Source organism: Sphingomonas flavida (assembly GCF_036663655.1).
Classification (GTDB): domain Bacteria; phylum Pseudomonadota; class Alphaproteobacteria; order Sphingomonadales; family Sphingomonadaceae; genus Sphingomonas.
The window spans coordinates 99764-123679 of the sequence record NZ_JAXOJH010000012.1 but is presented as its reverse complement, the minus strand read 5'-3'; the positions used below and the strand labels follow the sequence as shown (position 1 = coordinate 123679).

The window sequence follows — 23916 nt, the reverse complement described above, 5'->3', positions numbered from 1 at the left end:
CGCGCCATGGCGGGCGTGCCACCGGACGGGATGATCGCGCGTTGACCGGGAAGCTTTGACTTTAGGGGATTTCCTTTGCTTTATCCGGCGGCGATTAAAAAGGGAGCGGGCATGAGCGTGGCGACGGCAAGAGCGATGGGGGCTCTGGCATCGATGACGGCGCTGTGCTGGAGCCTGGGCGTCTCCGCGCAGACGGCCCCTGCGGCCACGCCGCCGGCGACCCCGCTGGGTCCGATCAATGCCGACATGCCGCAGGGGGGCGATTCCTATCGCCGCGCGATCGTCGCCAGCCCGGTCGCGGCCACCAGCTGGACGCTGTCCGCCTGGGTCCAGCCCAGGGACGTGCAGGGCAAGGGCACGACGATGCTGATCGGCGGCTTCGGCAATCCCGCCTCCGGCCCGCGCCGCTACCTCGCGCTGGTCGACGGCCAGCCCGCGCTCGTCACCGAGGCGGGCGTGGTGCAGGGCGGCGGCGATGCCGACCGCAACAAGTGGACGCACATCGCCGCCAGCTATGACGGCAAGGTCGTGCGGCTGTTCGTGGGTGGGCGACAGGTGGTGCAGCGCGCATTGTCGCTGGAACCGGTCATGGGCGTCGCGACGCTGGCGCCGCGCGGATTTCAGCCGGTCTTTGCGGGCAAGGTCGTCGACTTCCGCATGGTGCGCGAGGCGGTCGATCCGCTGACCATCCGCCTCGCCGCGCGCCGTGCGCCCGATCCGGCCCGCCTCGCGCTCCAGACCGGCAGCCCCAGCTGGCCCTATCAGACCCGGCAGATGCAGGGGCAGACCGTGCCGCAGGACGCCTGGACCCTGCCCCAGTCCAAGGCCCCGATCCCGACCAGCGGCACCGCCAGGCCCGAACCCAAGACCCCCGCACTGGTCGCCACCGCGACCGGGCAATGGGCGGTGAACGGCTGGCGGCTGATCGAGGCGGCGAAGGTCGGCCCCGGCGGCGCGGACCTGTCACAGGGCAATTTCGACGCCAGCAAATGGTATGCCGCGACCGTGCCGGGCACGGTGCTGACCACGCTGGTCGATCGCGGCGTCTATCCCGATCCGGCGGTGGGGCTGAACAACCTGTCCATCCCCGAGACGCTGGCGCGGCAGGATTACTGGTATCGCACCGAATTCGATACCCCGCCCGAGGCGGCGGGGCGGACCATGTGGCTGACCTTCAACGGCGTGAATTATTCCGCCGAGGTCTGGGTCAACGGCCGGATGGCGGGCACGATGAAGGGCGCCTTCATCCGTGGCCGCTTCCCCGTGACGCTGGCCGCCGGGCGCAATGCGATTGCGGTGCGCGTCTCGCCGCCGCCGCATCCGGGTATCGCGCACGAGGAGTCGATGACGGCGGGCGTCGGCGAGAATGGCGGCGTCCAGATGATGGACGGCCCCACCTTCGTCGCGACCGAGGGCTGGGACTGGATACCGTCGGTCCGCGACCGCAACACCGGGCTGTGGCAGGGCGTGACGCTGGCCGCGACCGGCCCGGCGGTGATCGGCGACCCGCAGGTCGTCACCACCCTGCCCAAGCCCGACAATTCGGTCGCCGATGTCGAGATCGCGGTGCCCGTCACCAATAACGGCCAGGCGCCGGTGACGACGACCGTCCGCGCGGTGTTCGACGATGTCGTGGTCGAAAAGCCGGTAACGGTCGCGCCGGGCCAGACGGTTCGTGCCGTCCTGTCGCCCGCCGAGTTCCCGCAGCTGTCGGTCAAGAATCCGCGCTTGTGGTGGCCCAACGGCTATGGCGACCCGGCGCTGCACGACCTGGCCCTGACGGCGGCGGTCGACGGCGCGCTGTCCGATTCGAAGGCCTTGCGCTTCGGCATGCGGCAAGTGACCTACGACCTGTCGCTGTTCGACGGGGACGGCGATCTGGAGCGGGTGACGCTGGACCTCAACCGCGTGCGCGGCGGCCAGCGGGTGGTCGACACCAGCCATGCGGGCATCCGCAAGACCGCCAATGGCTGGGCGATGAGCTTCATGCCGGGCGGCGACCAGTCGGCGGCGGTCGCCAAGGTCGCCGACGATCCGCGCCTGGCCCCCTATCTGGTCCTGCGCGTCAACGGCGTGCGTATCGCGGCACGCGGCGGCAATATCGGCATGGACGACTTCATGAAGCGCGTCGACCGTACGCGCCTGGAGCCGTTCTTCCGCCTCCACCGCGACGCACATCTCAACATCATCCGCAACTGGGTGGGCCAGAATACCGAGGACAGCTTCTTCGATCTGGCCGACGAATATGGCCTGATGGTCCTGTCCGACTTCTGGGAGTCGACCCAGGACTATAATATGGAGGCCCAGGACCCGCAGCTGTTCCTGGCCAATGCGACCGACGTCGTGCGCCGTTATCGCAACCATCCCTCGATCGTCGCCTGGTTCGGCCGGAACGAGGGCGTGCCGCAACCGATCCTGAACGCCGGCCTGGACACGCTGCTGCGCGCCGAGGACGGGACGCGGCTCTATATGCCCTCATCCAATGCGGTGAACCTGCAAGGGTCGGGGCCCTATAACTGGCGGCCGCCGGTCGAATATTTCACCACCTTGGCCAAGGGCTTTTCCGTCGAGGTCGGCACGCCCTCGCTACCCACGCTGGAGGCGTGGAAGCGCGCCATCCCGGCCGAGGCGGATCGCTGGCCGATCGGCGATGTCTGGGCCTATCACGACTGGCACCAGACCGGGAACGGCGCGGTCAAGAGCTTCACCGATGCGCTCGAACGCCGCTTCGGCCCCGCGACGGGCCTCGAGGATTTCGAGCGCAAGGCGCAGATGATGGAGTATGAATCCTATCGCGCCATCTTCGAGGGGATGAATGCGGGCCTGTGGACGGAAAACTCCGGCCGTATGCTGTGGATGACGCAGCCCGCCTGGCCGTCCTCGGCGTGGCAGATCTTCTCGTCCGACTATGACACCCATGCCGCCTTCTACGGCGTGAAGAAGGCGTCCGAGCCGGTCCATGTCCAGATGAACCTGCCCGACAACCGGGTCGTGCTGGTCAACAACACCCGCGACGCGCTGAAGGGCGTGCAGGTGCGCGCGAAGATCGTCGGGCTCGATGGCCGCAGCGAGGGCGAGCAGGAGGCCAAGGTCGCCGCCAATGCCGAGGGCGTGACGCCGGTCCTGACCCTCGACCTCGCATCCGCCATGAAGCGCGGGCCGGTACTCATCCGGCTGGAGGCAATGGACGCGGGCGGGCAGGTCTTGTCGACCAACGCCTATTGGCAGGCGCCGGACGATGCGGGTTATCGCGCGCTGACCACGATGGGCGCGGCGACCGTCACTGCGACCACCAGCTTGCAGGGACAGGGCGAGGAGACGACCGCCAACATCACCCTGACCAACAGCGGCTCGGTCCCGGCGGTCGAGACCAAGCTGACCGTGATGAACGCCGACGGCACCCAGGTGCTGCCCGCTTATTTCAGCGACAATTACGTCACCCTGCTGCCCGGAGAGACCCGCGTGATCGAAATTCGCTATCCCACGGCCAAGGCGGACAAGCCAACCGTGGCCCTTCGCGGCTGGAACGTCACCGCCACGCAAGCCGAGTTGCGCCCGTGAGCCGCATGATGCTGGCCGCGCTGGCCGCCCTGACCCTCGCCGCCCCCGCCGTCGCCCAGACGACGGCAGCCCCGGCCAGGGAAACCGATGCGCAGCGCTGGACCCGCGAATGGGAAGAGCGGCTGCACAACGACTTCGCCTATCTGGCGCGCTACCGGGCCGACAATGCCCGGCTCGGCGCGCCGGTGGCGGGGCAGCCGCGCATCGTCTTCATGGGCGATTCGATCACCGAGGGCTGGGTCGGCAAGATGCCGCAATTCTTCGTGCCCAACCGGATCGGGCGCGGGATCAGCGGGCAGACCACCTCGCAGATGCTGCTTCGCTTTCGCCAGGACGTCATCGACCTGAAGCCCGCCGTCGTCCAGATCATGGCGGGCACCAACGACATTGCGGGCAATACCGGCCCGACCACCGACGCGCAGGTGCAGGGCAACATCATGTCGATGGTCGAGCTGGCGCAGGCGCATGGCATCCGCGTGATCCTGGCGTCGATCCCGCCCGCCGATCATTTCGAGTGGAAGCCTGGCCTGCCGACCGCTCCGCGTATCGCGGCGCTGAACATGTGGTTGAAGGACTATGCGGCGCGTGTCGGTGCGACCTATGCCGATTACTGGTCGGTCCTGCATGTCGGCGATGCGCTGAACCCCGCTTATGGCACCGACGGGGTGCATCCGAACGCGGCGGGCTATGCCGCGATGGCGCCGGTCGCGGACGGCGCGATCCGGCAGGCGCTGGCGAAACCTCAGCCGCGCAGGATGCGGTAGTTCAGTCGGGCGGTCGCGATCGGCTTTTCGCGATCCTCCTGCCATGCGGTCGCCTCGACATTGGCGATCCGCTGGCCCAGGCGCAGGATGGTGCCGACCGCGCGGGTCGGGTGGTCGCGACCGGTGCGCAGGTAATCGGTCGTCACCGTCACCGGCTTGATCCGCCCGCCCCCCTCCTGCGTCAGGCGGTGGGTGAGCGCGGCGATGCCCGCCACCTCCTGCAACCCGGCGATCGCACCGCCCTGCAGCAGCCCCGGCCAGCCCATCACATGGTCGCCGAACGGCATGACCAGTTGCGGCAGCCCGTCGACCCATTCGATCGAACAGCCGAGCCATTCGGCATAGGGGGGCAACACCATCGCCAGTCCGATGCCGGTACGCGCGATGGTCATGGCTTCATCCCCATGAATGTGCCCGCGACATGCGCGACGGGATCATCGGGGTCGCCGTCATGCGCGATCCCCCGGACGAAGGCGACGCTGGGTGTGATCCGATAGCATTCCCCGCGCCCGATCACGGCGCGTTCGGGCACGGCGGGGCGCAGATAATCGACACGCAGGTCCAGCGTCACATGCGGCGCGAACACGCCACGCTTCAGCCAGACCGCGACGCTGGTCGCCATGTCCATCATCGCGACGATCGGGCCGGAGGCGAGCACGCCGCTGGTCGGATCGCCGATCAGCCGCGCGTCATAGGGCAGCGCCAGCTCCGCCCAGTCCGGCCCGTGCGCGCGGTACGCGATGCCCAGATGATGGCCGTGCCCGCCGCCCAGGCCGCCCATCGCGACGAAGCGTTCCATGTCGAACCCCATGGTGCGATGCTCTACACCAGCCAGGCATTGGCGCAAAAGGAGAGAGATATGGACGGCCGGGTGACGATCGCGGTGACGGACGGCGTGGCCGATGTCCGCCTGGCGCGCGGGGAAAAGCTGAACGCGATCGATCGGGCGATGTTCGCCGCGCTGGCCGAGGCGATCGCCACGCTGGCGGCACGAACGGATCTGCGCGCGGTGGTGCTGTCGGGCGAAGGGGACGGCTTCTGCTCCGGTCTCGACATGGCGGCGATGGCGGGGGGCGATCTGGCGGGACTGGACCTGTCGGCGCGCAGCCATGGCCCGGCCAACCTCGTGCAGCAGGTCGCCTGGGGCTGGCGCACGCTGCCGGTGCCGGTGATCGCGGCGGTCCACGGCGTGGTGTTCGGCGGGGGGACGCAGATCATGGGCGGGGCGGACATCCGGCTGGCGCATCCCGCCACCCGCTTTGCGATTCGCGAGGTGCATTGGGGCATCGTGCCCGACATGGGCGGCTTCGCCTTGTGGAATGGCGTGCGCGACGATGTGTTGCGCGAGTGGATCTACACCGCACGCGAGTTCGACGCCGCCGAGGCGCAGGCGGCGGGGTTCGTCACCCGGTTGGCGGAGGATCCGCGTGGTGAGGCTTTGGCATTGGCGCGCGCAATCGCCGGGCGGAGTCCCGATGCGGTGCGTAGCGCCAAGCGATTATTCGGTGCGATGGGGAGCGCGCCCGAGGCGATGCTGGCGATGGAAAGCGCCGAGCAGGTGACGCTGATGCAGGGGGCGAACCACCGCGAGGCGGTGCAAGCGAATATGGAGCGGCGGCGGCCGGTGTTTCGCGACGCTTGAGGGGTGCCTGACCTTTCCGCCAAGCGATAGCCCCTCCCGCAGGCGGGAGGGGTTGGGGAGGGCATGGGGTCTCACAGAGCGTATCGCCTGGGGCCTTGCCCTCCCCCATCCCCTCCCGCTTGCGGGAGGGGCGTGCCTGGGGCGATCGGCAGGGCCAAACAAAAAAGGGGAGCCCCTTTCGAGACTCCCCTTTTCCCGGCTTTCGCAAAAATTACTCCGCGGTCGCCTTCAAAATCTTGCCCGGGCTGCGGGGCGGCTCGCCCTTCGGCAGTGCGTCGACATGCTCCATGCCGCTCTCGACCTGGCCCCACACCGTGTACTGGCGGTCGAGGAAACGCGCATCGTCGAAGCAGATGAAGAACTGCGAATTGGCCGAGTTCGGATCGTTGGTCCGCGCCATCGAACAGGTGCCGCGCACGTGCGGCTCGGCGTTGAATTCCTGCTTCAAATTCGGCTTGTCCGAACCAGACATGCCGGTGCCGGTCGGATCGCCGCCCTGTGCCATGAAGCCCGGGATCACGCGGTGGAACACCACGCCGTCATAGAAACCTTCGTTGGCGAGCCCGCCGATGCGTGCGACATGCTCGGGCGCCAGGTCGGGGCGCAGCGTGATGACGACGTCGCCGCTGTCGAGCGTCAGGGTCAGCTTGGAAAAAGTCTCGGCCATAAGGGTCTTCCTTGGTTGATGCCCCGCAGGTAGGCATTCCCGTGCCCGCTGGCAAATGCCGCCATCGCAAGTTAGGGGCATGACACCACGTTCATGATCCCATTTTGACATGATCGATCGAGGGAGGCCGAGATCAGCGACACCGAACTCCCCGAACGCGACGCCGAGGCCCTGACGCAGGAGCCCCAGTTGCCCGAGACCCAGCTGGACGAAGACGACCGGCTGAAGCCCGAATATGTCACCGCCGTGCTCGACGCGCTGGAGGATGGCGACGACGAGGGCGCACGGGCGCTGGTCGAGCCACTGCATCCGGCCGACATCGCCGACCTGTTCGAGTTGGTCGGCGACGAGGCACGCGTCAACCTAGCGCGCGCGGTCGCGGACCTGCTGAACGGCGACGTCTTCGCCGAGATGAACGACTATGTGCGCGAGCAGCTGATCCAGGCGCTCGAACCGCATGAAGTCGCCGACATCGCCTCCGAGCTCGATACCGACGACGCGGTCGCCATCATCGAGGACATGGACGAGGACGAGCAGCGCGCGGTGCTGCGCGCGCTCGACCCGGACGACCGCGCCGCGATCGAGGAGGCGCTGTCCTTCCCCGAGGAGTCCGCCGGCCGCCTGATGCAGCGCGAGCTGATCGCGGTGCCCGAACACTGGACGGTGGCCGAGACGATCGAGTTCCTGCGCGACGACGAGGAACTGACGACCGACTTTTGGGAAATCTTCGTCGTCGATCCCGGTCATCGGCCGATCGGCACCTGCCAGCTGTCGTGGATCCTGCGTGCGCCGGGCGGCATCGTGATCGGCGACGTGATGAAGCGCGAACAGACGCTGATCCCGGTCGACATGGACCAGGAAGAGGTCGCGCTGCGCTTCCAGAAATACGCGCTGATCTCGGCCGCCGTCGTCGATGCCAGCGGGCGGCTGGTCGGCATGATCACCGTCGACGACATCGTCCACATCATCCAGCAGGAGGCGGGCGAGGACGTGCTGCGCCTGTCGGGCGCGGGCGAGGGCGACATCAACGAGCCGATCTTCGACAGCTACAAGAGCCGGGTGCGCTGGCTGCTCGCCAACCTGATCACCGCGATGGTCGCCTCGTCGGTGATCGCCGCGTTCGAGGGGACGATCGCGCGGATGGTGGCGCTCGCCACGCTGATGCCGATCGTGGCGGGCGTCGGCGGCAATGCGGGGACGCAGACGCTGGCGGTGACGGTGCGCGCGCTGGCGACCAATCAGCTGACCCAGTCCAACACGACCCGCGCGATCATGCGCGAAATCCGCGTGGCGATGATGAACGGCGTGACCGTCGCGGCGGTGATCGGCGTGGGGGTCAGCCTGGTCTTCGCCAATCCGGCGCTGGGCATGGTGATCGCGGCGGCGATGATGACCAACATCTTGGTCGCGGGGCTGGCGGGCGTGCTGGTGCCGGTGACGCTCGACCGGTTCGACGCCGATCCGGCGGTCGCGTCTTCGGTATTCGTGACGATGACGACCGATTCGATCGGCTTCCTGGCATTCCTGGGCCTGGCGACGGCGGCGGGGCTGACCGGCTAAATCAATTCCTCCCCTGTAAGGGGAGGTGGCAGGCCGAAGGCCTGACGGAGGGGTGTCCCGGCTGGCGATGTCGGGTTTTCGTCGCCAGCGGTGACACCCCTCCACCATGCTGCGCATGGTCCCCCTCCCCTTACAGGGGAGGAATAGTGTGAATGCCAATCAGCTCTGGAATTGGTCGCTTCCTGACGCTCCCCCAAACCGATCGATCGCACCCTGTATACCGGTCCACACTGTACCGAGCTGTTCGGGCGTGATCGAATAGGGCGGCATCACGTAGATGGTGTTGCCCATCGGCCGGACGAGCAGATCGCTCTCTCGGAAATGCGCGAGAAGCCGGGGGGCGAGGTCGGAGAGATAGTCCTGTCCTGCGCCCAGCTCGAACGCCGCAATCGTGCCCAGCACCCTTGGATTGCGCACCGCCGCTGCGCCGGACACCACTGCCAGATGCCGTGCCTGCGCCGCCGCCAGCGCGTCGATCCGCGCCTGCACCGGCTCGTCGCGCAAGATCGCCAGATTGGCCGCCGCCGCTGCGCAGGCAATGGGGTTGGCGGTGTAGCTGGAAGAGTGGAAGAATTGTTTCGACCGATCGGTCGCCGACCAGTGCGCCTCGAAGATCGCCTCGGTCGCCAGCGTCACCGCCAGGGGCACCGCGCCGCCGGTCAGCCCCTTGGACAGGCAGAGAATGTCGGGCACCACCCCCGCCTGATCGCAAGCGAACAGCGTGCCGGTGCGGCCCCAGCCGGTCATCACCTCGTCGGCGATGAACAGCACGCCGTGCGCCGTACAGATCGACCGCATCGCCGCCAGCGTCTCGGGACTGTAGAGTAGCATCCCCCCCGCCCCCAGCACCAGCGGCTCGACGATGAACGCCGCCGCCCCCGCCCGGCATTCCGCCTCCAGCGCGTCGAGCGTGGCCTGCACGTCATGGGGAAAGGGAATGGTGCCGACATCGAACAACAGCGGCGCATAGGCGCGGTTGTACACGCCCCGCGCGCCCACCGACATCGCGCCGATCGTGTCGCCGTGATAGCTGTGTTCGAGGACCAGGATGCGGTGGCGCGGCTCGCCGCGGTTCAGCCAATAACCCAGCGCCATCTTCAGCGCGACTTCGACCGCCGTCGACCCGGAATCGGAAAAGAATACCCGCGTCAGTTCGGGCGGGGTGATCCGCACCAGCTCGGCGGCGACCTCCTCGGCGGGTTCGTGGGTCCACCCCGCAAAGATGATCTGGTCGAGCTTGCTCGCCTGGGCGGCGATGGCGGCGCTGATGCGGGGGTGGTTGTGCCCGTGCGTCGTCACCCACCAGCTGGAGATGGCGTCGATCACCTGCCGCCCGTCAACCGTGGTCAGCACCGCGCCGCTCGCGGTGGCGACGCACGGGATCGGCTCGCCCAGGCCATGCTGGGTAAAGGGGTGCCAGACCGGGGAGGTCATCGAAAATCCTCGACGTCGAAATTCGCCGCGAACGCCTGCCCCAGCGTGTCCCGATTCAGATCGGCGAGACGCGGCAGGCGGCCGAGCCGTTTCACCTGACCGATCGCGGCGATGGTCGCCTCGCTATCCTCGACCGCGTCACCGACGAACGCGACGCCCAGCACGTCCACGCCGCGCGACCGCAGCGCCTCGATCGACGCCAGGCTGTGGTTGATCGTGCCCAGCCCGGTCCGGGCGACCAGCACCACCGGGCGCCCCCAATGCGCGAACAGGTCGGCGAACAGCAACTGGCGCGTCACCGGCACCAGCACGCCCCCCGCCCCCTCGGCAACCAGCGGCCCGTCGACCTGTGGCAGGGCCAGGCGATCCTTCTCGATCGTCACCCCGTCGATCTCGGCGGCGCGGTGCGGCGAGCATGGGGTCTTCAACCGATAGGCCGATGGCAGGACCGGACGCCCGCTGAGCCGTGCCACCGTCTCGGCATCGCCATGCCCTTCGTCATCGGTGCCCGCCTGGACCGGCTTCCAATAGCTTGCGCCCAGGGCGCCGGTCAGCGCGGCGGAAAAGACGGTCTTGCCGATTTCGGTATCGGTGCCGGTGACGATGACGGCGCTCATGCCAGAACCTCATGCAGTGCAGCGTCGAGCGCGCGGATGTCCGCGTCCTCGACATTCAGGGTGATCGACAACCGCAGCCGCGCCGCGCCCACCGGCACGGTCGGCGGCCGGATGCCGCGAATGTCATAGCCGCGCGCCTGCAGCGCCTCGGCCGCGCGCATGGTGCGGCCATTGTCGTGCAGGATCAGCGGCATGATCGGCGTCCCCTGTGCCAGCGCGCCATGTTTTGCCAGATGTTCGCTGGCCAGCGCGATCCGGTCCTGGAGCGCGGCGCGCCGTTCGGGCTCGTCGGCCAGGATACGCAAGGCCTCGCGCACGCCGCGCGCCATCAGCGGCGAAGGGGCGGTGGAAAAGATGAAGCCCCGCCCGCGATTGACCAGATAGTCGCGCACGATCGCGGGCCCGACAACCAGCGCACCTTCACAACCCAGCGCCTTGCCGCAGGTGTGGAGGGTCACGACCCGCTCGCCCGCCGTCGCCAGGCCCTGCCCGTGCGTCCCGAACACGCCGGTGGCATGCGCCTCGTCCACGATCAGCATCGCGTCGTGGCATTCGGCCACCGCTATCAGGTCGGCGAGCGGCGCGGTGTCTCCGTCCATCGAATAGAGGCTCTCTACCGCGATCCAGGCGGTGCCCTTGCCGCCCCGCCCACGCCAGGCCCGGATCGCGTCGTCAAAGGCGGCCGGATCGTTATGCGCCGCCGCGACGCTTTCGGCGCGCGACAGCTTCATCCCTTCATGCATGCTGGCATGGACCAGCGCGTCATGGACGATCAGGTCGCCGCGCTGCGGCAGCGTCGCCAGCAGCGTGGCGTTGGCGGTATAGCCGGACGAGAAATAGAGGCTGGCCTCCGCGCCGAAAAACGCGGCAGCCTCCGCCTCCAGCGCCTCATGCTCGGGATGGTTGCCGCGCAACAGCCGCGACCCGCCCGATCCGACGGGCACGCCTTCCGCCACCGCGTGGGTGATGGCGGCGGCGAGGCGGGGATGGCCCGCCAGGCCGAGATAGTCATTGGAAGCAAAGTCCCTGCCCCGTTGCGGAGCCAGTCCCCGCAACCGGTCCCGCGCGGCCAGTCGGGCCAGATCGGCGCGATGAAAGTCCAGCATGGGGGCTTCCGTATCGCCCTTAGGAAGAGAGCGGAACCCGGAAAGGTGAGGGATTCCCGCGGCCTTCGACTTCGGCGCTACGCGCCGAAGTTTATCCTGAGCGGCTGGCTCACCAGCCAGCCGAAGGGCTCAGGCTGAACGGGAGTTTGTATCCAGCCCAATGTTCCAACAGCCGTTCAGCCTGAGCGAAGTCGAAGGCCACGCCCCGACGCCCAACTCAAACAGGCTCCGCCAAAGTCACGATCGATACCCCCGGCGTCATCGGCGCGCGGCCGACCAGATGCCGCTCCAGCCGGAAGATCGCCTCGAACGCCTTGTTGAGCGGCGCGGGCGGCGGCGAATCGTCGCTGTCGTCGCGCCCCGTCAGCCGCCCGGCGATGCGCGCGGCGGCGGCCAGGGGGAAGAGCAGCGAGTTGAAATAGCTGAGCTTACGGGGTTTCAGCCCCGCCTTCTCGATCGCCGACACCAGCGTGCCCTTGGAATAGCGGCGATGGTGATGGTTCACCACGTCATGCGCCGACCACATCCACTGGTGCGCGGGCACCGCGATCAGGATCTTGCCGCCCGGCTTCAGGCAGGCCTTCATCGCGGCCAGCGCAGCGACGTCGTCCTCGATATGCTCGACCACGTCGAGCACCGCGATCAGGTCGTACGCGCCGCGTTCGATCCCCGGCAGTTCGGGCAGCGGCGCGGCCTGCACCGGCTTGCCCAGCCGCTCGGACGCGATCTGCCTCGCGGCCGGATCGATCTCGATCGCGTCGACCGTGCCGAACTGCGCCAGCATGGGCAGGTTGTGCCCGGTGCCGCAACCGATCTCCAGGATGCGGGCGTTTCCGGGCAGCTTTCCGTAGCGGGTCAGATAGTCGGCCAGGATGTCGCGGCGCGCGCGGTACCACCAATGGGTGGAGTCGTGCGCGGCCATGCGGTCGTAAACGATACGGTCCATGAACTTATCCGAAGACCCATTGGCGGTTGAGCGCGAAGGTCGCGATCGGCGTGATCGTGACCACCGGGATCAGCGCGACCCAGGGTTGTTGATGCAAAAGCCCGGTGACGATCCAGGTGAAGAGCGCATTCAGCACAAGTCCAAAGCCTTGCACCACCAGAAATTTCAAATGCTGCCGTCCGCTGGAATCGCGGGTGCCGTGGCCGCGAAAGCTCCAGGCGCTGTGCAGGAAGAAACCGAAGATCACCGCGACCAGGAAGGCCGGCGGCACCGCCAGCACCACCTGCCTCTTCGGCAGGACCCACGCGGTCAGCGGCAGGTACACGGCGGAATAGACCAATGTCGACAATCCGCCCGCGATACCGAAACGGATCAGCTGGCCCAGCATCCCGCTGTCCCGCCACCGTTCGATCCGATCGTGAAGAATTGCCACGCGTCCTCGCCCAACCTTGCCCTTTGCGCGGCCCGCGATAGAGCGGGCCCCGAGTCCCCGCGCCTTAGGCTGCGGGCGGGTATGAGGGAAGCGTCTTTGGAACGTCTGCAGCGCGAGATCGATCGCAACTGGCAACGCTGGGTGCTGGTGGCGTGGGCCGCGATCGCCGCCTGGTATCTCTACGACCGGTGGGGTCAGATCCGCTGGTGGTCGCTGTCCGACACCGACGACAATATGCGCCTGATGCAGGTGCGCGCCTGGATGGCGGGCCAAGGCTGGTATGATCTGCGCCAGTACCGGATGAACCCGCCGGTCGGCTTCGACATCCATTGGAGCCGCATCGTCGACCTGCCGATCGCGGGCCTGATCCTGTTCTTCCGCCTGTTCACCACCCCGGCCTGGGCGGAGCGGCTCGCGTGCGGGATCGCACCGATCCTGCCGCTGTCGATCACCATGCTGGCTATCGCGGCGACCGCGCGGCGGCTGATCGCGCCGCTCGCCTGGCCGCTCGCGATGATCCTGCTGATGTGTGCGGGCGCGACCCAGCTGATGTACATGCCAATGCGCATCGACCATCACGGGTGGCAGCTGGCGATGCTGGCGGTCACCGTCGCCGGCTTGTGCGATCCGAAGGCACGGCGCGGCGGCACACTGGTCGGCCTGGCCAGTGCGGTGTCGCTGGCGATCGGGTTGGAAATGCTACCCTATGCCGCGATGGCGGGCGCGATCCTGACGTTGCGCTGGGTCTGGGACCGGGCCGAGGCCGAGCGGCTGGCGGTCTATGCGCTGACCCTGGGCGGGGGGAGCGCGGCGGGGTTCGCCGCCTTTGCCTCCAATGCCAATTACGCCATGCGCTGCGACGCGCTGACCCCGGTCTGGCTGTCGGTGACGGTCGTGGCCGGCGCGCTGCTGTTCGTGATGGCCCGGATCAACCCGGAGTCGCGCGCGGCGCGCCTGGGCCTGGCGGTCGGCGCGGGCGCGGTGATCGCGGGCGGCTTTGCCAGCCTGTTCCCGCAATGCCTGACCCGTCCCGAACAGGTCAGCCCCGAGTTGCAGCGCAACTGGCTGAACAATGTCCGCGAGGCCAAGCCGATCTACAAGCATCCGCTGCGCGTCGCCCTGCCGATGGCGACGATGCCGCTGATCGGCATGATCGGTGCGATCGCGGCGGCATGGCGGCGGCGGACGATCGGCTGGACCGCCGTGGCGCTGTTCACGACCTTTGCCTGCCTGATGCTGTTGTGGCAGGCGCGCGCCGCCCCGGCGGCGCAGATGCTGGCGGTGCCCGGCATCGCCGCGCTGCTATGGATGATCCTGCCCTGGCTGCTCCGGCTGCGCTCGCCCCTGCTGCGCGTCCCCGCGATCGTGCTGGCGATCCTGGTCCCGACCGGGATCACGGCGACATGGGTGGTCAAGTATCTGCCCGCCGCCCAGTCCAACGCCTATGCCAACCGCGTCAACACCGCGACCGGCCAGTGCGTGCGGACATCGGTGCTGACCCGGGTCAATGCCTATCCGCGCGCCACGGTCTTCACCTTCGTCGACCTGGGACCGCGCCTGATCGTGACGACTCATCACGATGCCATCGCGGGGCCCTATCACCGCAACGGCGATGCGATCCTGGACGTGCAGCACGCCTTCCAGGGCGGCGAGGCGCAGGCGCACAGCATCATGAAGCGGCATGGTGCGACGCTGTTGCTGATCTGCCCCGACATGGCCGAGTCGACCAATTACCGCGCGCGCGCGCCGGGGGGCTTCTACGACCGGCTGGCGCATGGCTGGACGCCGAAGTGGCTGACGCCGCTGCCGCTGCCCAAGGGTTCGCCGCTCAGATTGTACCGGATCGATTGAGCGGAGCCCTTTCGGCGGGCTCCGGCGTGATCGCCGGGCCTGCCGTCAAAGCGCCCGCTTGAACGCCCAGCTGACATGCGCGCCGCCGGCAGGCGTCTCGCCGATCACGACCAGCTGCTGGGTCGCGACGGGGCGCCCGGTGCCGTCGATCCACAGCGATTCCTCGATCGCCAGCACGCCGCCGCGACAGCGGAACTGCCACAGCGCGCCGTCCTCCAGCCGCAGGATCGCCTGGCCGCTCTCGGCGGTCACCATCGCCTCGACCCCGTCGCCGAGGTGGAAGCGCAGGGCGAAGTTCGTGCTACCCGCCTGACGCTTGCGCCCCTCGGGCAGCAAGGCATCCTCGCCGCGCAATTCGCGCCCGTCGCCGGTCAGCAGCAACTGGCGGCGATGGGTGAAGCCATAGCGGCGGACATAGCCGTCATGGCTCGCCTCGATCCGGCTGGCGGCGTCCGATTCCTGGCGGCTGAGCTCGACCTGCGCGACGCCGCGCCCCAGCGTGCCGTCGGCATGGATCGCGGTGGAGTTCGAATCGCCCAGCGTCAGCGTGGAATGCGCCGCCGTGGTGCGCAGGCCGTGCGCCAGGCTGGCGGGCACCTGCGCCACGGTCGCACGCGCGCCGCCGCAATTCACGACAATCCGCTGAGCCCCGTCCGAAAACTCGAAGGCCAGGGTGGAGGCGCAGCCGCCCTCGATCGCGCGGGCGATCGGCGGCGGCGCGGCGTCCATGACCAGCACCGCCTGCGCGGCGGCCAGCCGCTGATAACCCCAGTCGCCCGCCTGGCGCAGCGGCCGGGTGCGCACGCCCGACGCCTCGATGACGGCGGCGATGCGTTCGGGCGTCTCCGGGCCGGAGCCCTGCCAGCTCGACAGCGCGCGGTCGCCATGCATGACGCCGAGCAGTGCCGAAATCATGCGCTGCAACCGCGTCTGGAAGGCTTCGGGGAATGCCAGTCCACGCGCGTCATAGACTTCGCGCATCATGGTCAGCAGCATGACCGCGTCCAGCTGCACCGCCGGACTGCGCGCGATGACGCCGCCATCGGCGAACAGCCCGGTGTCGAGCGCGCGGGCCAGCCCCGCCTCGCCGAACGCCTGGCGCGGATCGCCCCCCGCCAGCAGCAGCCCGGCCGCGATCACCCCGCACCAGGCGGCGATTCGCGCCACGCCCGGCGGTGCCTTGTCCGCACCGCGATCGAGATGCCGTGCCCCGCGCGCCATCGTGTTGAGCACGCGCGAGCGATAGACGAGATCGGTCGACGACAGGATCAGCGGGGCGTGCGCGGTCCAGAACAGGATGCGCCGACCCCACAGGTCGGGCCGCCAGGCGGTGGCATCCACCGTCTCGGCAAAGGCGTCGAGCCAGCGGCCCATCAGATATTCGGCGATCGGCGCGCCCTGCGCCCGAGTCGCGACGGTCGACAGGTCGCGCAGCCAGGCAAAGCTGTGCAGATGGTCGGCGAACCCGGTCGACCAGTCGGGCCGGGCGAAATCGATCGATTCGACCCCGCGTTCCTCGCCGCGCCAGTCGAGCACCCCGCCAAGCAGCGCATGGCCGCGCTCGATATCGCCCAGCACCGGGTCCTCGGGCACCGCCATCAGCTTGAGCGGATGCCGACCCTTCAACCGCAGCGAATGGAGCGGCGTGCGCCAGGTCAGCCGGTGGAGATGCTCGCTCAGGCGATCGGCGAGCGACAGGCCGCCGCTCTGCACGCGGACGAGGCGTTTGCCCTCTTCGATGCTGTCGGCGGCAATCCGGGCCTCTTCGGCCCCCATGCGATCGGGCATTACGCTCAACCGCGCAAAGCGGCGATGTTCGCGGCGTAATGCTCCGGGCCACCCCGGAAGGCGGCGGTGCCCGCGACCAGCGCGTCGGCCCCGGCCTCGATACAGCGTCTGGCCCAATGCGGATCGACGCCGCCATCGACCTCGAGGTCGATCGCGCGGCCCGAATGCTCGATCATCTTGCGGATCGCGGCGATCTTCTTGAGCTGGCTCTCGATGAAGCTCTGTCCGCCGAAACCGGGGTTCACGCTCATGACGAGGACCAGGTCGACCATGTCGATCAGGTAATCCAGCATCTTGGCCGGCGTGGCGGGGTTCAGGACGACGCCCGCCCGCTTGCCCAGCCCCTTGATATGCTGGATCGTGCGGTGGATGTGCGGTCCCGCCTCCGGGTGGACGGTGATCGTGTCCGCCCCCGCCTCGGCGAAGGCGTCCAGATAGGCGTCGATCGGCGAGATCATCAGATGCACGTCGAACGGCTTGGTCGTGTGCGGGCGCAGCGCCTTCACCACCGCCGGGCCGATGGTGATGTTGGGCACGAAATGCCCATCCATCACATCGATGTGGATCCAGTCGGCGCCGGCGGCGTCGATGGCCCTGACTTCTTCGCCCAGTTTGGCGAAATCGGCGGACAGGATGGAGGGAGCGATACGGACCGGGAGCATGGCGTGTGTCCTTAACCCCATATCGCGCCCAAGTCAGCCTTTGCGTTGCAGCCGCGCGATGAAGAACCCGTCGAGCCGCCCTTCTTTCGCGAGCATCGTCGGCAGGGTGCGGATCGTGCCCTGTTCGGTGATGCCGGGCCAGTCGCCGGTGATCGGCGACAGCGCGTAATCGGGCCGCTGCTCCAGGAACGCCGCGATCTGCGCCTCCCCCTCTTCGGGCTCGAGCGAGCAGGTGGCATAGACCATCGTGCCGCCGGGTTTCAGCCAGTCGGCGGCGCGGGCCAGGATCACCCGCTGCAACTCCGCCATCTCGGCGATGATCGCGGGGCGGACGCGGTAGAGGACATCGGGGTGGCGGCGGAAGATGCCGCTGGCGCTGCACGGCGCATCGACCAGGATCGCGTCGACCTGGTCCTTGGGGGCCCATTCGCGCAGATCGGCGACGACCACTTGGGCGGTCTGATTCGTGCGTTCCAGATTCTCGTTCAGCCGCCCCAGACGCTGCTCGGACTGGTCGATCGCGGTCACGTCCCACCCGGCGGCGGCGAGCTGGAGCGTCTTGCCCCCCGGCGCGGCGCACAGGTCGAGCACCTTGCCTCTGCCCTCGCCCAACAGGCGCGCGGGGATCGAGGCGGCCAGGTCCTGCACCCACCAGGCGCCTTCGTCGAAGCCCTGCAGCTCCATGACCGAATGGCCAGAGGGCAGGCGGACATGGCCGGGCAGCAGGCTGACCCCGCCCAGCTTTTCCGCCCATTCCTCGGTCGCCGCCGGATCGGCCAGCGTCAGGTCGAGCGGCGGCGGGGCGGCGATGGCGTGGGCGGCGGCCTCGACCATGTCCTCCCCCCAATTCTCTTCCCAGCGTGCTTCGGTCGCCTCGGGGAGAGCGGGGATTTCGGGCAGCAGCACACCGCTCTTGGTGATAGTGCTGAACACGCCGTGGACCAGCTTGCGCGGGCCGCCATCGACCAGCGGCAGCACGGTCGAGATCGCGGCATGCGGCGGCGTGCCGAGCGCCAGCACCTGGACGAGCGCGATGCGCAGCGCAAAGCGCGCCTTGGCATCGTCGGGCAGCCGCTGCTTGGTCGCCGAGTCGATCAGCGCGTCGAGATCGGGCAGGCGGCGCAACGTCTCCGCCGCGATGGCATGGGCCAGACCCCGGTCCGGCCCGCCCGCCAGCGCGCGCGTCGCCGAAGCGAGCGCGGCCTCCAGCGGCTCGCCCCGACGCAGCACCGCGTCGAGCAGGCGGATGGCGGCGCGGCGGGCGGCGGTGCCCAGCGGGTCGGTCGGGCGCTGCTGCCGCCCGCGCCGGTCCTCGCCCTTCGGGGGCCCGCGACGATCGGAACGGCCACGGGTCGGCGATTGGGGAGGACGTGTCACTTGGCAAAACTCCTGTCAGCCCCGACATGGGCTGCAATCATTGCCCCTTAGTCGAAAGGACCGCCCATGGGCCAGCGCCCCGACCATGTGAAGCCGCCCGCCTACCTGTCGCAAAACCCGCCGGTGCCGGAACCGGAGGCCAAGCCGGAGCCGCAAGACGATCCGTTGGGCAAGAATCCGGTGCGATATGGCGATTGGGAGTTGAAGGGCGTCGCGGTCGATTTTTGAGGGTCGAGACCCTCCCGCCTTCTTCTTCTGAAGCCCCTCCCGCAGGCGAGTTTCAGGTCGGTCATGCCCCCGGCATGACTTAAACGATGCGGGGCATCGTTTACCTGAAACTGGGTTTGGGGAGGGTAAGGAGCCTCGCAGAGCGCATTGCTTGGGGCCTGCCCTCCCCCATCCCCTCCCGTTTACGGGAGGGGAGCGGCCAGAGGCCGGGTTCTACTACCCCAACCCCGTTCGGCCTGAGCGAAGTCGAAGGCTACGCCCACGACCTCACCCCATCACCGACGCACTAACGTCCCCGCACCCTGCTTGGTGAAGATCTCCAGCAGCATCCCGTGCGGCACCCGGCCGTCCAGGATCACTGCCGCATCCACGCCCGCCTCGACCGCGTTGACGCAGGTTTCCAGCTTGGGGATCATCCCCCCCGAAATCGTGCCATCGACACGCAGTTCGGCGATCCTGGCCGGGTTCAGGTCGGTCATCAGCTCGCCCTGCTTGTCGAGCACGCCCGCGACGTCGGTCAGCAGGAAGAAGCGCGACGCGCCCAGCCGCGCGGCGATCGCGCCCGCCATGGTGTCGGCGTTGATGTTGTAGGTATGGCCGTCCAGCCCGATCGCGACCGGCGCGATGACCGGGATGATGCCGTCGGCGCACAGGCTCTCGATCAGGCGCGGGTCGACCGACACCGGCTCGCCGACGAAGCCCAGATCGACATGGCGTTCGATGCCCTGAAGCGGATCGGCCTCGCGGCCCTGGATCTTCTCGGCGATGACGAGGCCCGCATCCTTGCCCGAGATGCCGACCGCGCGGCCGCCGGCGGCGGAGATCCAGCTGACGATTTCCTTGTTGATCGAACCCGCCAGCACCATTTCGGCGATCTGCGCGGTTTCGCGGTCAGTGACGCGCAGGCCGTTGACGAACTGCGACTCGACGCCCAGCCGCTTGAGCATCGCGCCGATCTGCGGACCGCCGCCATGCACCACCACCGGGTTGATGCCGACCGCCTTCAGCAGCACCATATCCTCGGCGAAATCACGCTGCCGCTCGGGGTCGCCCATGGCGTGGCCGCCATATTTCACCACGAAGGTCTTGCCCGCATAACGCTGCAGATAGGGCAGCGCCTCGGTCAGCGTCTCGGCCTTGGCGAGCAGGGCGGCGTCGGGATCGTGGTTGGTCATGAGCGGCCCTTTATCGCGCGCGCGCGGCGGGGAAAACCGGCAATATGGATCAGGCCCGGTCCAGCCGACGCCCGATCGCGACGAAGACATAGATCAGCGGCGGCACCAGCACCGCCGACAGCGTGACCTTGGCGATCATCTGTCCGACCAGGAGCTGGCCGATCGGGAAGGCGCCGTAAAAGGCGATGGTGACGAACAACAGCGTATCGACCACCTGGCTGAGCATGCTGGCGATCGCCGCGCGCAGCCAGAGGAGCTTGCTGCCCTCCCGCCCCTTGAGCGCTGCAAAGATGGTGACGTTCAGCGTCTGCGACACGCCATAGGCGACGATCCCGCCCAGCCAAATCCGCCAGGTAGACCCCAGCACGAGCTGGATCGCGTCGCGATTGGCCGGGATCATGTCGGGCGATGCCGGCAGCACGAACACCACCCAGGACAGCGCCAGCGACACGAGCAGCGGCACGAAGCCCACCCGCACCAGCCGCCCGGCAGTGGCCGGACCGTGAAGCTCGGCCACCGCGCTCGACGTGACGACCAGCAGCAGGAAGGCAAAGATCCCCGCCTCCACCGCCAGCGGGCCGAGCGCCACCTGCTTGTTGCCCAGCACGCCCGCGATACACACCATGCCGCCATAGAAGATCGACAGCGCGAACAGCGAAGGCGAGATCAGGCGGGGGCGAGTGGAAATGTCAGGCTGGTCCATCGGCGACTGCTAGCGCGAAATCGGGCCGGGGCAAAGGACTTGCGATCCTCCCCGGTACGGAGAGGGGGACCGCCGCGAAGCGGTGGTGGAGGGGGTTCTCCACAAAGGATGTCATTCATGGCACGCCCCCTCCACCATGCTGCACATGGTCCCCCTCCCCTTGCAGGGGAGGAACGCTTGCACCCGGTCGCACGAACCGCTCTATTCCCCGCCGACATGGAAAAGAGGGGGATCACATGCGGTTGGCAAAATGGCTCGGCGGGGTGGCGGCGACGCTGGCGCTGATGCCCGGTATCGCGGCGGCGCAAGGGAGGCCCGACCAGAAGGCATTCTTCGACCTCTACAAGCAACTGGTCGAAACCAATACCAGCCTGTCGGTGGGCAGCTGCACCCAGGCGTCGGCACAGATCGCCGACCGGCTGAAGGCGGCGGGCTATCAGGACGCCGATATCACCCTGTTCTCGGTGCCCGAGCATCCCAAGGACGGCGGCATCGTCGCGATCCTGCCCGGCACCGACAAGGCGCTGAAGCCGATGCTGCTGCTCGGCCATCTCGACGTGGTCGAGGCCAAGCGCGAGGACTGGACCCGCGATCCGTTCAAGCTGATCGAGGAGGACGGCTTCCTCTATGGTCGTGGCACCGTCGACGACAAGACGATGAGCGCGGTCTGGGCCGATACGCTGATCCGCCTGAAAAAGACCCCGCCCAGGCGCACGATCAAGATGGCGCTGACCTGTGGCGAGGAGACGACCTTCGCGTTCAACGGCGCGGAGTGGCTGGCCAGGAACAAGCCCGACCTGATCGCGGCCGAGTTCGTCCTGAACGAAGGCGGCGGCGGGCGGCTTGATTCGGACGGCAAGCGCGAATTGCTGGCGGTGCAAGTGGGCGAGAAGGCGGCGCAGAACTATACCTTCCTCGCCACCAATCCGGGTGGTCACAGCTCGCAGCCGACACCGGAAAACGCGATCTACGAGGTCGCCGATGCGGTGAAGGCGGTGCAGGGTTACGAATTTCCCATCCACCTGACCGACACCACCCGCGCCTTCATGACCGCGACCGCGCAAAAGGTCGGCGGCCAGCTGGGCGATGCGATCACCCGCCTGCTCGCCGATCCGAACGACAAGGCGGCGGATGCGATCGTCAGCCAGGACAAGGCGCTGCACTCGACGCTGCGCACCACCTGCGTCGCGACTTTGTTGCAGGCCGGTCATGCCGAAAACGCCCTGCCCCAGCGCGCGACCGCCAATATCAATTGCCGCATCTTCCCCGGCGAAACCGTCGAGGGCACGCTCGCCAGGCTGAAGGAACTGGCGGGCCCCAAGATCACCGTCACCGCCAACCAGCCGGTCCGCCCGACTGCCATTCCGCCGAAACTCGATCCCAAGATCATCGGCCCGATGAAGACGCTGGCGGCGAAGCACTTCCCCGGCGTGCCGCTGGTCCCGATGATGTCGACCGGCGCGACCGACGGCATCTTCTTCCAGGCGATCGGCATCCCGGTCTACGGCGCGCCGGGCATATTCATCGAAAAGGACATGTCGGGCATCCACGGCCTGAACGAGCGGATCCGGGCCAAGTCGCTCTATGACGGGCGCGACTATCTGTACGATCTCGTCCGGGCCTATGCCTATTGAGGAATTGCGGGCTCGCAATCGCAAGGATCGGAGAGCGATGACGAAGCATATCGCTCTCCGGCTCGACCGGGATGATGGGCTGGACAAAGACTCTGCACTAACCCGCTTCGACCTGTCGCCTCGAATGAGCGGTCAGTCCTGCCGACCCTCCGCCTTCAACGTCAGCCGGTCGATCCGGACGCGCGCGGGATCGTCGGCATCGACATCGACGAGCAATGCCGCGCAGAGCGACTGGTCGAGCAGCACGAAGCCGTCCGGGTAGACCGTGCGCAGATACGGCAGCGCCCGGATAAGCGCCCGGAACGACAGCAGCAGCGCGGGCTCCTCATCGACATGCCATCCGACCAGGACCACCATGTCGCGGCCTGCGGCGAAATCGGCCAAGGCATCGGACACGGCATCCGGTGACGACACGGACCGATCCGGCGTGCGCTGCAGGGGCGACTGGCGCAATCGCCCGATCAATTCGCGCTGGCGATCGGCGGACAGGGCCGACGCCATGACGCCGACCATCGCCCACCCCTCGAGCAGGTCCAGCACGCGCCGCGCGCGCCGCCGCCCGCGCAGGGCCTGGTCGAGCCCGGGTCGATCGCCGGGCCTGTCGATATCGCTGGGCATGCATATCCTCTCCGTCGATTGTGAAGGACCATGAGCGCGGTGTATTATTGAGTCAATACAGTATGGGTCGGTGGCGGGGCGCCATGCCGGATAGAAGCGCTTCTTGCGCACCCGACGGGGTCGCAACGACGACCAGGTCATTGTGAAAGCGCCGCAACGTAGGAGTTCGGTCGAGGCCGATGCTGGCGATCCGACGTTCTGCCCGACCGGCTCGCAGCCAAGCTGCCAATTCGCTGAACGCCGGCGCCACGGTCCGTTCAGGATAAGTCGCACATGGTCCGCAGCGTACGGGAGCCTATCGTTTCGAGGATGTTGCGATGACACTGCTCAGGACGGGATTGCTGGTCGCGCTGGCCGGTAGCGCCATGCTGGGTGCGACCGCCGCCAGCGCGCAGGACTGGCGTTATGACGAATATCGCGCGCATCAGGCCGCACGCGGCGCGGAGGTCCGGGCCTATCAGGCGGGCCGCGACCAGCGGGCGGCGGACACCGCGGCCTACTATGGCGATTACCGCGCGGCCGACGCCTATGCCCATGCGGCCGCCGTCCGTCGACATGAGGCACGCCGCGACGCGCATTTCGCCCGGCACGAAGAACATGCCGCGCGGCGGGATTACTGGGACGGCTATTAAGGGCCGCAATTCGCCAGACGTGAAAAGGGCCGGTGCGAGGGTTCGCACCGGCCCTTTTTCATCAGGGTGACGGACGGCGATCAGCCGTCGTAGTCGGCACCTAGATTCTGGTTGCGCGGCGGTGCGGCGGCGGTCAGGCGCAGCGCCTCGGCCGATGCCTGCAGGCTGCCGACGTCGTCCGCCTCGTCCTCGTCGTCGATCTGGACGCGCTGGAGGCTGCTGACCACCGACTCTTCCAGATGGGTCGGACGGACGGTTTCCTCGGCGATCTCGCGCAGGGCGACGACCGGGTTCTTGTCGCGATCGCGGTCGACGGTCAGGTCGGCCCCGCCCGAAATCTGACGAGCCCGCTGCGCCGCGAACAGCACCAGATCGAACCGGTTGGGAATCTTGTCGACGCAATCCTCGACGGTGACGCGCGCCATGCGTGTGTCCTTCGCAAATAATGCTGGGATGAAAGAGGGCCCCCTAACAGCAAAGGGGGGGCAAGTCAAAAGCCTTGGCCCTTGCAACGCGCA

Annotated in this window: 23 protein-coding genes; 8 read left to right on the top strand and 15 right to left on the bottom strand. The window is 68.1% G+C overall.

The annotated features are described in order from the left end of the window. Positions 1-111 precede the first annotated feature (111 nt). Together U1703_RS14080 and U1703_RS14075 are read left to right on the top strand one after the other, a co-directional pair. Positions 112-3561 carry a glycosyl hydrolase 2 galactose-binding domain-containing protein gene (locus tag U1703_RS14080; RefSeq protein WP_332786174.1) on the top strand — a complete coding sequence of 1150 codons (3450 nt, stop codon included), beginning with the start codon at positions 112-114 and terminating at the stop codon, positions 3559-3561. 5 nt (positions 3562-3566) lie between these two features. After that, positions 3567-4325, top strand: coding sequence for an SGNH/GDSL hydrolase family protein (locus U1703_RS14075; RefSeq protein WP_332786179.1), 759 nt, complete (start codon positions 3567-3569; stop codon positions 4323-4325). Here the strand turns inward: U1703_RS14075 and U1703_RS14070 are convergent. Together U1703_RS14070 and U1703_RS14065 are read right to left on the bottom strand one after the other, a co-directional pair. Further along, the gene (locus U1703_RS14070; protein ID WP_332786173.1) at positions 4304-4717 is read right to left on the bottom strand and encodes a PaaI family thioesterase; all 414 of its coding nucleotides are present in this window, start codon (positions 4715-4717) and stop codon (positions 4304-4306) included. The two genes, U1703_RS14075 and U1703_RS14070, sit on opposite strands and share 22 nt — an antisense overlap. Then, positions 4714-5136 (bottom strand): PaaI family thioesterase, encoded by a 423-nt coding sequence (locus U1703_RS14065; protein ID WP_332786172.1) that lies wholly within the window; start codon positions 5134-5136, stop codon positions 4714-4716. Before U1703_RS14065 ends, U1703_RS14070 begins: the two co-directional genes overlap by 4 nt. 48 nt (positions 5137-5184) lie before the next feature. On the opposite strand from U1703_RS14065, the gene U1703_RS14060 reads away from it, so the two are divergent. Then, positions 5185-5967, top strand: coding sequence for a crotonase/enoyl-CoA hydratase family protein (locus U1703_RS14060; RefSeq protein ID WP_332786171.1), 783 nt, complete (start codon positions 5185-5187; stop codon positions 5965-5967). Positions 5968-6178: 211 nt separating this feature from the next. Here the strand turns inward: U1703_RS14060 and U1703_RS14055 are convergent, their stop codons facing one another. Then, positions 6179-6634 (bottom strand): peptidylprolyl isomerase, encoded by a 456-nt coding sequence (locus U1703_RS14055; RefSeq protein ID WP_320452899.1) that lies wholly within the window; start codon positions 6632-6634, stop codon positions 6179-6181. A 132-nt stretch (positions 6635-6766) separates the two neighbouring features. On the opposite strand from U1703_RS14055, the gene mgtE reads away from it, so the two are divergent. After that, positions 6767-8194 carry a magnesium transporter gene (gene mgtE, locus U1703_RS14050; RefSeq protein ID WP_414712060.1) on the top strand — a complete coding sequence of 476 codons (1428 nt, stop codon included), beginning with the start codon at positions 6767-6769 and terminating at the stop codon, positions 8192-8194. Positions 8195-8353: 159 nt separating this feature from the next. On the opposite strand, the gene U1703_RS14045 is transcribed toward mgtE, so the two are convergent. The 5 genes from U1703_RS14045 to U1703_RS14025 form a co-directional block, all read right to left on the bottom strand. After that, positions 8354-9628: an adenosylmethionine--8-amino-7-oxononanoate transaminase gene (locus U1703_RS14045; protein WP_332786170.1), complete on the bottom strand. Its 1275-nt coding sequence runs from the start codon at positions 9626-9628 to the stop codon at positions 8354-8356. Beyond that, positions 9625-10245 (bottom strand): dethiobiotin synthase, encoded by a 621-nt coding sequence (bioD, locus tag U1703_RS14040; RefSeq protein WP_332786169.1) that lies wholly within the window; start codon positions 10243-10245, stop codon positions 9625-9627. The genes U1703_RS14045 and bioD overlap by 4 nt, the downstream gene beginning before the upstream one ends. Further along, the gene (locus U1703_RS14035) at positions 10242-11351 is read right to left on the bottom strand and encodes an 8-amino-7-oxononanoate synthase (protein WP_332786168.1); all 1110 of its coding nucleotides are present in this window, start codon (positions 11349-11351) and stop codon (positions 10242-10244) included. The genes bioD and U1703_RS14035 overlap by 4 nt, the downstream gene beginning before the upstream one ends. Positions 11352-11568: 217 nt before the next feature. Continuing rightward, a complete protein-coding gene (locus tag U1703_RS14030) occupies positions 11569-12297 on the bottom strand; it encodes a class I SAM-dependent methyltransferase (protein ID WP_320452894.1) in 729 nt (242 codons plus the stop codon). A 4-nt stretch (positions 12298-12301) separates the two neighbouring features. Further along, the gene (locus U1703_RS14025) at positions 12302-12685 is read right to left on the bottom strand and encodes a GtrA family protein (protein WP_332786167.1); all 384 of its coding nucleotides are present in this window, start codon (positions 12683-12685) and stop codon (positions 12302-12304) included. Between the two features lie 126 nt (positions 12686-12811). Here U1703_RS14025 and U1703_RS14020 point away from each other — a divergent pair, with 126 nt between their 5' ends. Then, a complete protein-coding gene (locus tag U1703_RS14020) occupies positions 12812-14581 on the top strand; it encodes an AcrB/AcrD/AcrF family protein (protein ID WP_332786166.1) in 1770 nt (589 codons plus the stop codon). 45 nt (positions 14582-14626) lie between these two features. On the opposite strand, the gene U1703_RS14015 is transcribed toward U1703_RS14020, so the two are convergent. From U1703_RS14015 to U1703_RS14005, 3 genes are read right to left on the bottom strand one after another with little or no spacing between them, the layout of a single operon-like run. Continuing rightward, positions 14627-16357 (bottom strand): heparinase II/III family protein, encoded by a 1731-nt coding sequence (locus U1703_RS14015; protein WP_332786165.1) that lies wholly within the window; start codon positions 16355-16357, stop codon positions 14627-14629. Between the two features lie 17 nt (positions 16358-16374). Next, a complete protein-coding gene (gene rpe / locus U1703_RS14010) occupies positions 16375-17031 on the bottom strand; it encodes a ribulose-phosphate 3-epimerase (protein ID WP_332786164.1) in 657 nt (218 codons plus the stop codon). 33 nt (positions 17032-17064) lie between these two features. Continuing rightward, a complete protein-coding gene (locus U1703_RS14005; protein ID WP_443025814.1) occupies positions 17065-18408 on the bottom strand; it encodes an RsmB/NOP family class I SAM-dependent RNA methyltransferase in 1344 nt (447 codons plus the stop codon). A gap of 66 nt (positions 18409-18474) precedes the next feature. Between U1703_RS14005 and U1703_RS14000 the strand changes: the two genes are divergently transcribed. Next, entirely contained in the window at positions 18475-18636 is a 162-nt protein-coding gene (locus U1703_RS14000) for a DUF1674 domain-containing protein (protein ID WP_267435977.1), read from the top strand. A gap of 275 nt (positions 18637-18911) precedes the next feature. Here the strand turns inward: U1703_RS14000 and argB are convergent, their stop codons facing one another. Then, complete coding sequence (gene argB / locus U1703_RS13995) at positions 18912-19811, bottom strand: acetylglutamate kinase (RefSeq protein WP_332786163.1); 900 nt, start codon at positions 19809-19811, stop codon at positions 18912-18914. A 49-nt stretch (positions 19812-19860) separates the two neighbouring features. Beyond that, positions 19861-20514 (bottom strand): queuosine precursor transporter, encoded by a 654-nt coding sequence (locus tag U1703_RS13990; RefSeq protein ID WP_332786162.1) that lies wholly within the window; start codon positions 20512-20514, stop codon positions 19861-19863. Between the two features lie 236 nt (positions 20515-20750). Here U1703_RS13990 and U1703_RS13985 point away from each other — a divergent pair, with 236 nt between their 5' ends. Beyond that, positions 20751-22148 carry a M20/M25/M40 family metallo-hydrolase gene (locus U1703_RS13985; RefSeq protein ID WP_332786161.1) on the top strand — a complete coding sequence of 466 codons (1398 nt, stop codon included), beginning with the start codon at positions 20751-20753 and terminating at the stop codon, positions 22146-22148. A gap of 132 nt (positions 22149-22280) precedes the next feature. Here the strand turns inward: U1703_RS13985 and U1703_RS13980 are convergent, their stop codons facing one another. Next, positions 22281-22766, bottom strand: a complete 486-nt coding sequence (locus tag U1703_RS13980) for a hypothetical protein (RefSeq protein WP_332786160.1) — start codon at positions 22764-22766, stop codon at positions 22281-22283. A 317-nt stretch (positions 22767-23083) separates the two neighbouring features. Here U1703_RS13980 and U1703_RS13975 point away from each other — a divergent pair, with 317 nt between their 5' ends. Further along, complete coding sequence (locus tag U1703_RS13975) at positions 23084-23398, top strand: hypothetical protein (RefSeq protein WP_332786159.1); 315 nt, start codon at positions 23084-23086, stop codon at positions 23396-23398. Between the two features lie 80 nt (positions 23399-23478). Here the strand turns inward: U1703_RS13975 and rpoZ are convergent, their stop codons facing one another. Then, positions 23479-23823, bottom strand: coding sequence for a DNA-directed RNA polymerase subunit omega (gene rpoZ, locus U1703_RS13970; RefSeq protein ID WP_320452883.1), 345 nt, complete (start codon positions 23821-23823; stop codon positions 23479-23481). Positions 23824-23916: the final 93 nt, after the last annotated feature.

What these genes read in the sequence shown, in the direction of transcription:
- U1703_RS14055 (WP_320452899.1), bottom strand. Translation starts at nt 6,634, where the DNA reads ATGGCCGAGACTTTTTCCAAGCTGACCCTGACGCTCGACAGCGGCGAC.
- U1703_RS13975 (WP_332786159.1), top strand. Translation starts at nt 23,084, where the DNA reads ATGACACTGCTCAGGACGGGATTGCTGGTCGCGCTGGCCGGTAGCGCC.
- U1703_RS14035 (WP_332786168.1), bottom strand. Translation starts at nt 11,351, where the DNA reads ATGCTGGACTTTCATCGCGCCGATCTGGCCCGACTGGCCGCGCGGGAC.
- U1703_RS14000 (WP_267435977.1), top strand. Translation starts at nt 18,475, where the DNA reads ATGGGCCAGCGCCCCGACCATGTGAAGCCGCCCGCCTACCTGTCGCAA.
- rpoZ (WP_320452883.1), bottom strand. Translation starts at nt 23,823, where the DNA reads ATGGCGCGCGTCACCGTCGAGGATTGCGTCGACAAGATTCCCAACCGG.
- U1703_RS13990 (WP_332786162.1), bottom strand. Translation starts at nt 20,514, where the DNA reads ATGGACCAGCCTGACATTTCCACTCGCCCCCGCCTGATCTCGCCTTCG.
- U1703_RS14080 (WP_332786174.1), top strand. Translation starts at nt 112, where the DNA reads ATGAGCGTGGCGACGGCAAGAGCGATGGGGGCTCTGGCATCGATGACG.
- U1703_RS14015 (WP_332786165.1), bottom strand. Translation starts at nt 16,357, where the DNA reads ATGGGGGCCGAAGAGGCCCGGATTGCCGCCGACAGCATCGAAGAGGGC.
- argB (WP_332786163.1), bottom strand. Translation starts at nt 19,811, where the DNA reads ATGACCAACCACGATCCCGACGCCGCCCTGCTCGCCAAGGCCGAGACG.
- U1703_RS14065 (WP_332786172.1), bottom strand. Translation starts at nt 5,136, where the DNA reads ATGGGGTTCGACATGGAACGCTTCGTCGCGATGGGCGGCCTGGGCGGC.
- U1703_RS14045 (WP_332786170.1), bottom strand. Translation starts at nt 9,628, where the DNA reads ATGACCTCCCCGGTCTGGCACCCCTTTACCCAGCATGGCCTGGGCGAG.
- U1703_RS13985 (WP_332786161.1), top strand. Translation starts at nt 20,751, where the DNA reads ATGCGGTTGGCAAAATGGCTCGGCGGGGTGGCGGCGACGCTGGCGCTG.
- U1703_RS14075 (WP_332786179.1), top strand. Translation starts at nt 3,567, where the DNA reads ATGATGCTGGCCGCGCTGGCCGCCCTGACCCTCGCCGCCCCCGCCGTC.
- bioD (WP_332786169.1), bottom strand. Translation starts at nt 10,245, where the DNA reads ATGAGCGCCGTCATCGTCACCGGCACCGATACCGAAATCGGCAAGACC.
- U1703_RS14020 (WP_332786166.1), top strand. Translation starts at nt 12,812, where the DNA reads ATGAGGGAAGCGTCTTTGGAACGTCTGCAGCGCGAGATCGATCGCAAC.
- U1703_RS13980 (WP_332786160.1), bottom strand. Translation starts at nt 22,766, where the DNA reads ATGCCCAGCGATATCGACAGGCCCGGCGATCGACCCGGGCTCGACCAG.
- rpe (WP_332786164.1), bottom strand. Translation starts at nt 17,031, where the DNA reads ATGCTCCCGGTCCGTATCGCTCCCTCCATCCTGTCCGCCGATTTCGCC.
- U1703_RS14070 (WP_332786173.1), bottom strand. Translation starts at nt 4,717, where the DNA reads ATGACCATCGCGCGTACCGGCATCGGACTGGCGATGGTGTTGCCCCCC.
- U1703_RS14060 (WP_332786171.1), top strand. Translation starts at nt 5,185, where the DNA reads ATGGACGGCCGGGTGACGATCGCGGTGACGGACGGCGTGGCCGATGTC.
- U1703_RS14030 (WP_320452894.1), bottom strand. Translation starts at nt 12,297, where the DNA reads ATGGACCGTATCGTTTACGACCGCATGGCCGCGCACGACTCCACCCAT.
- U1703_RS14025 (WP_332786167.1), bottom strand. Translation starts at nt 12,685, where the DNA reads ATGCTGGGCCAGCTGATCCGTTTCGGTATCGCGGGCGGATTGTCGACA.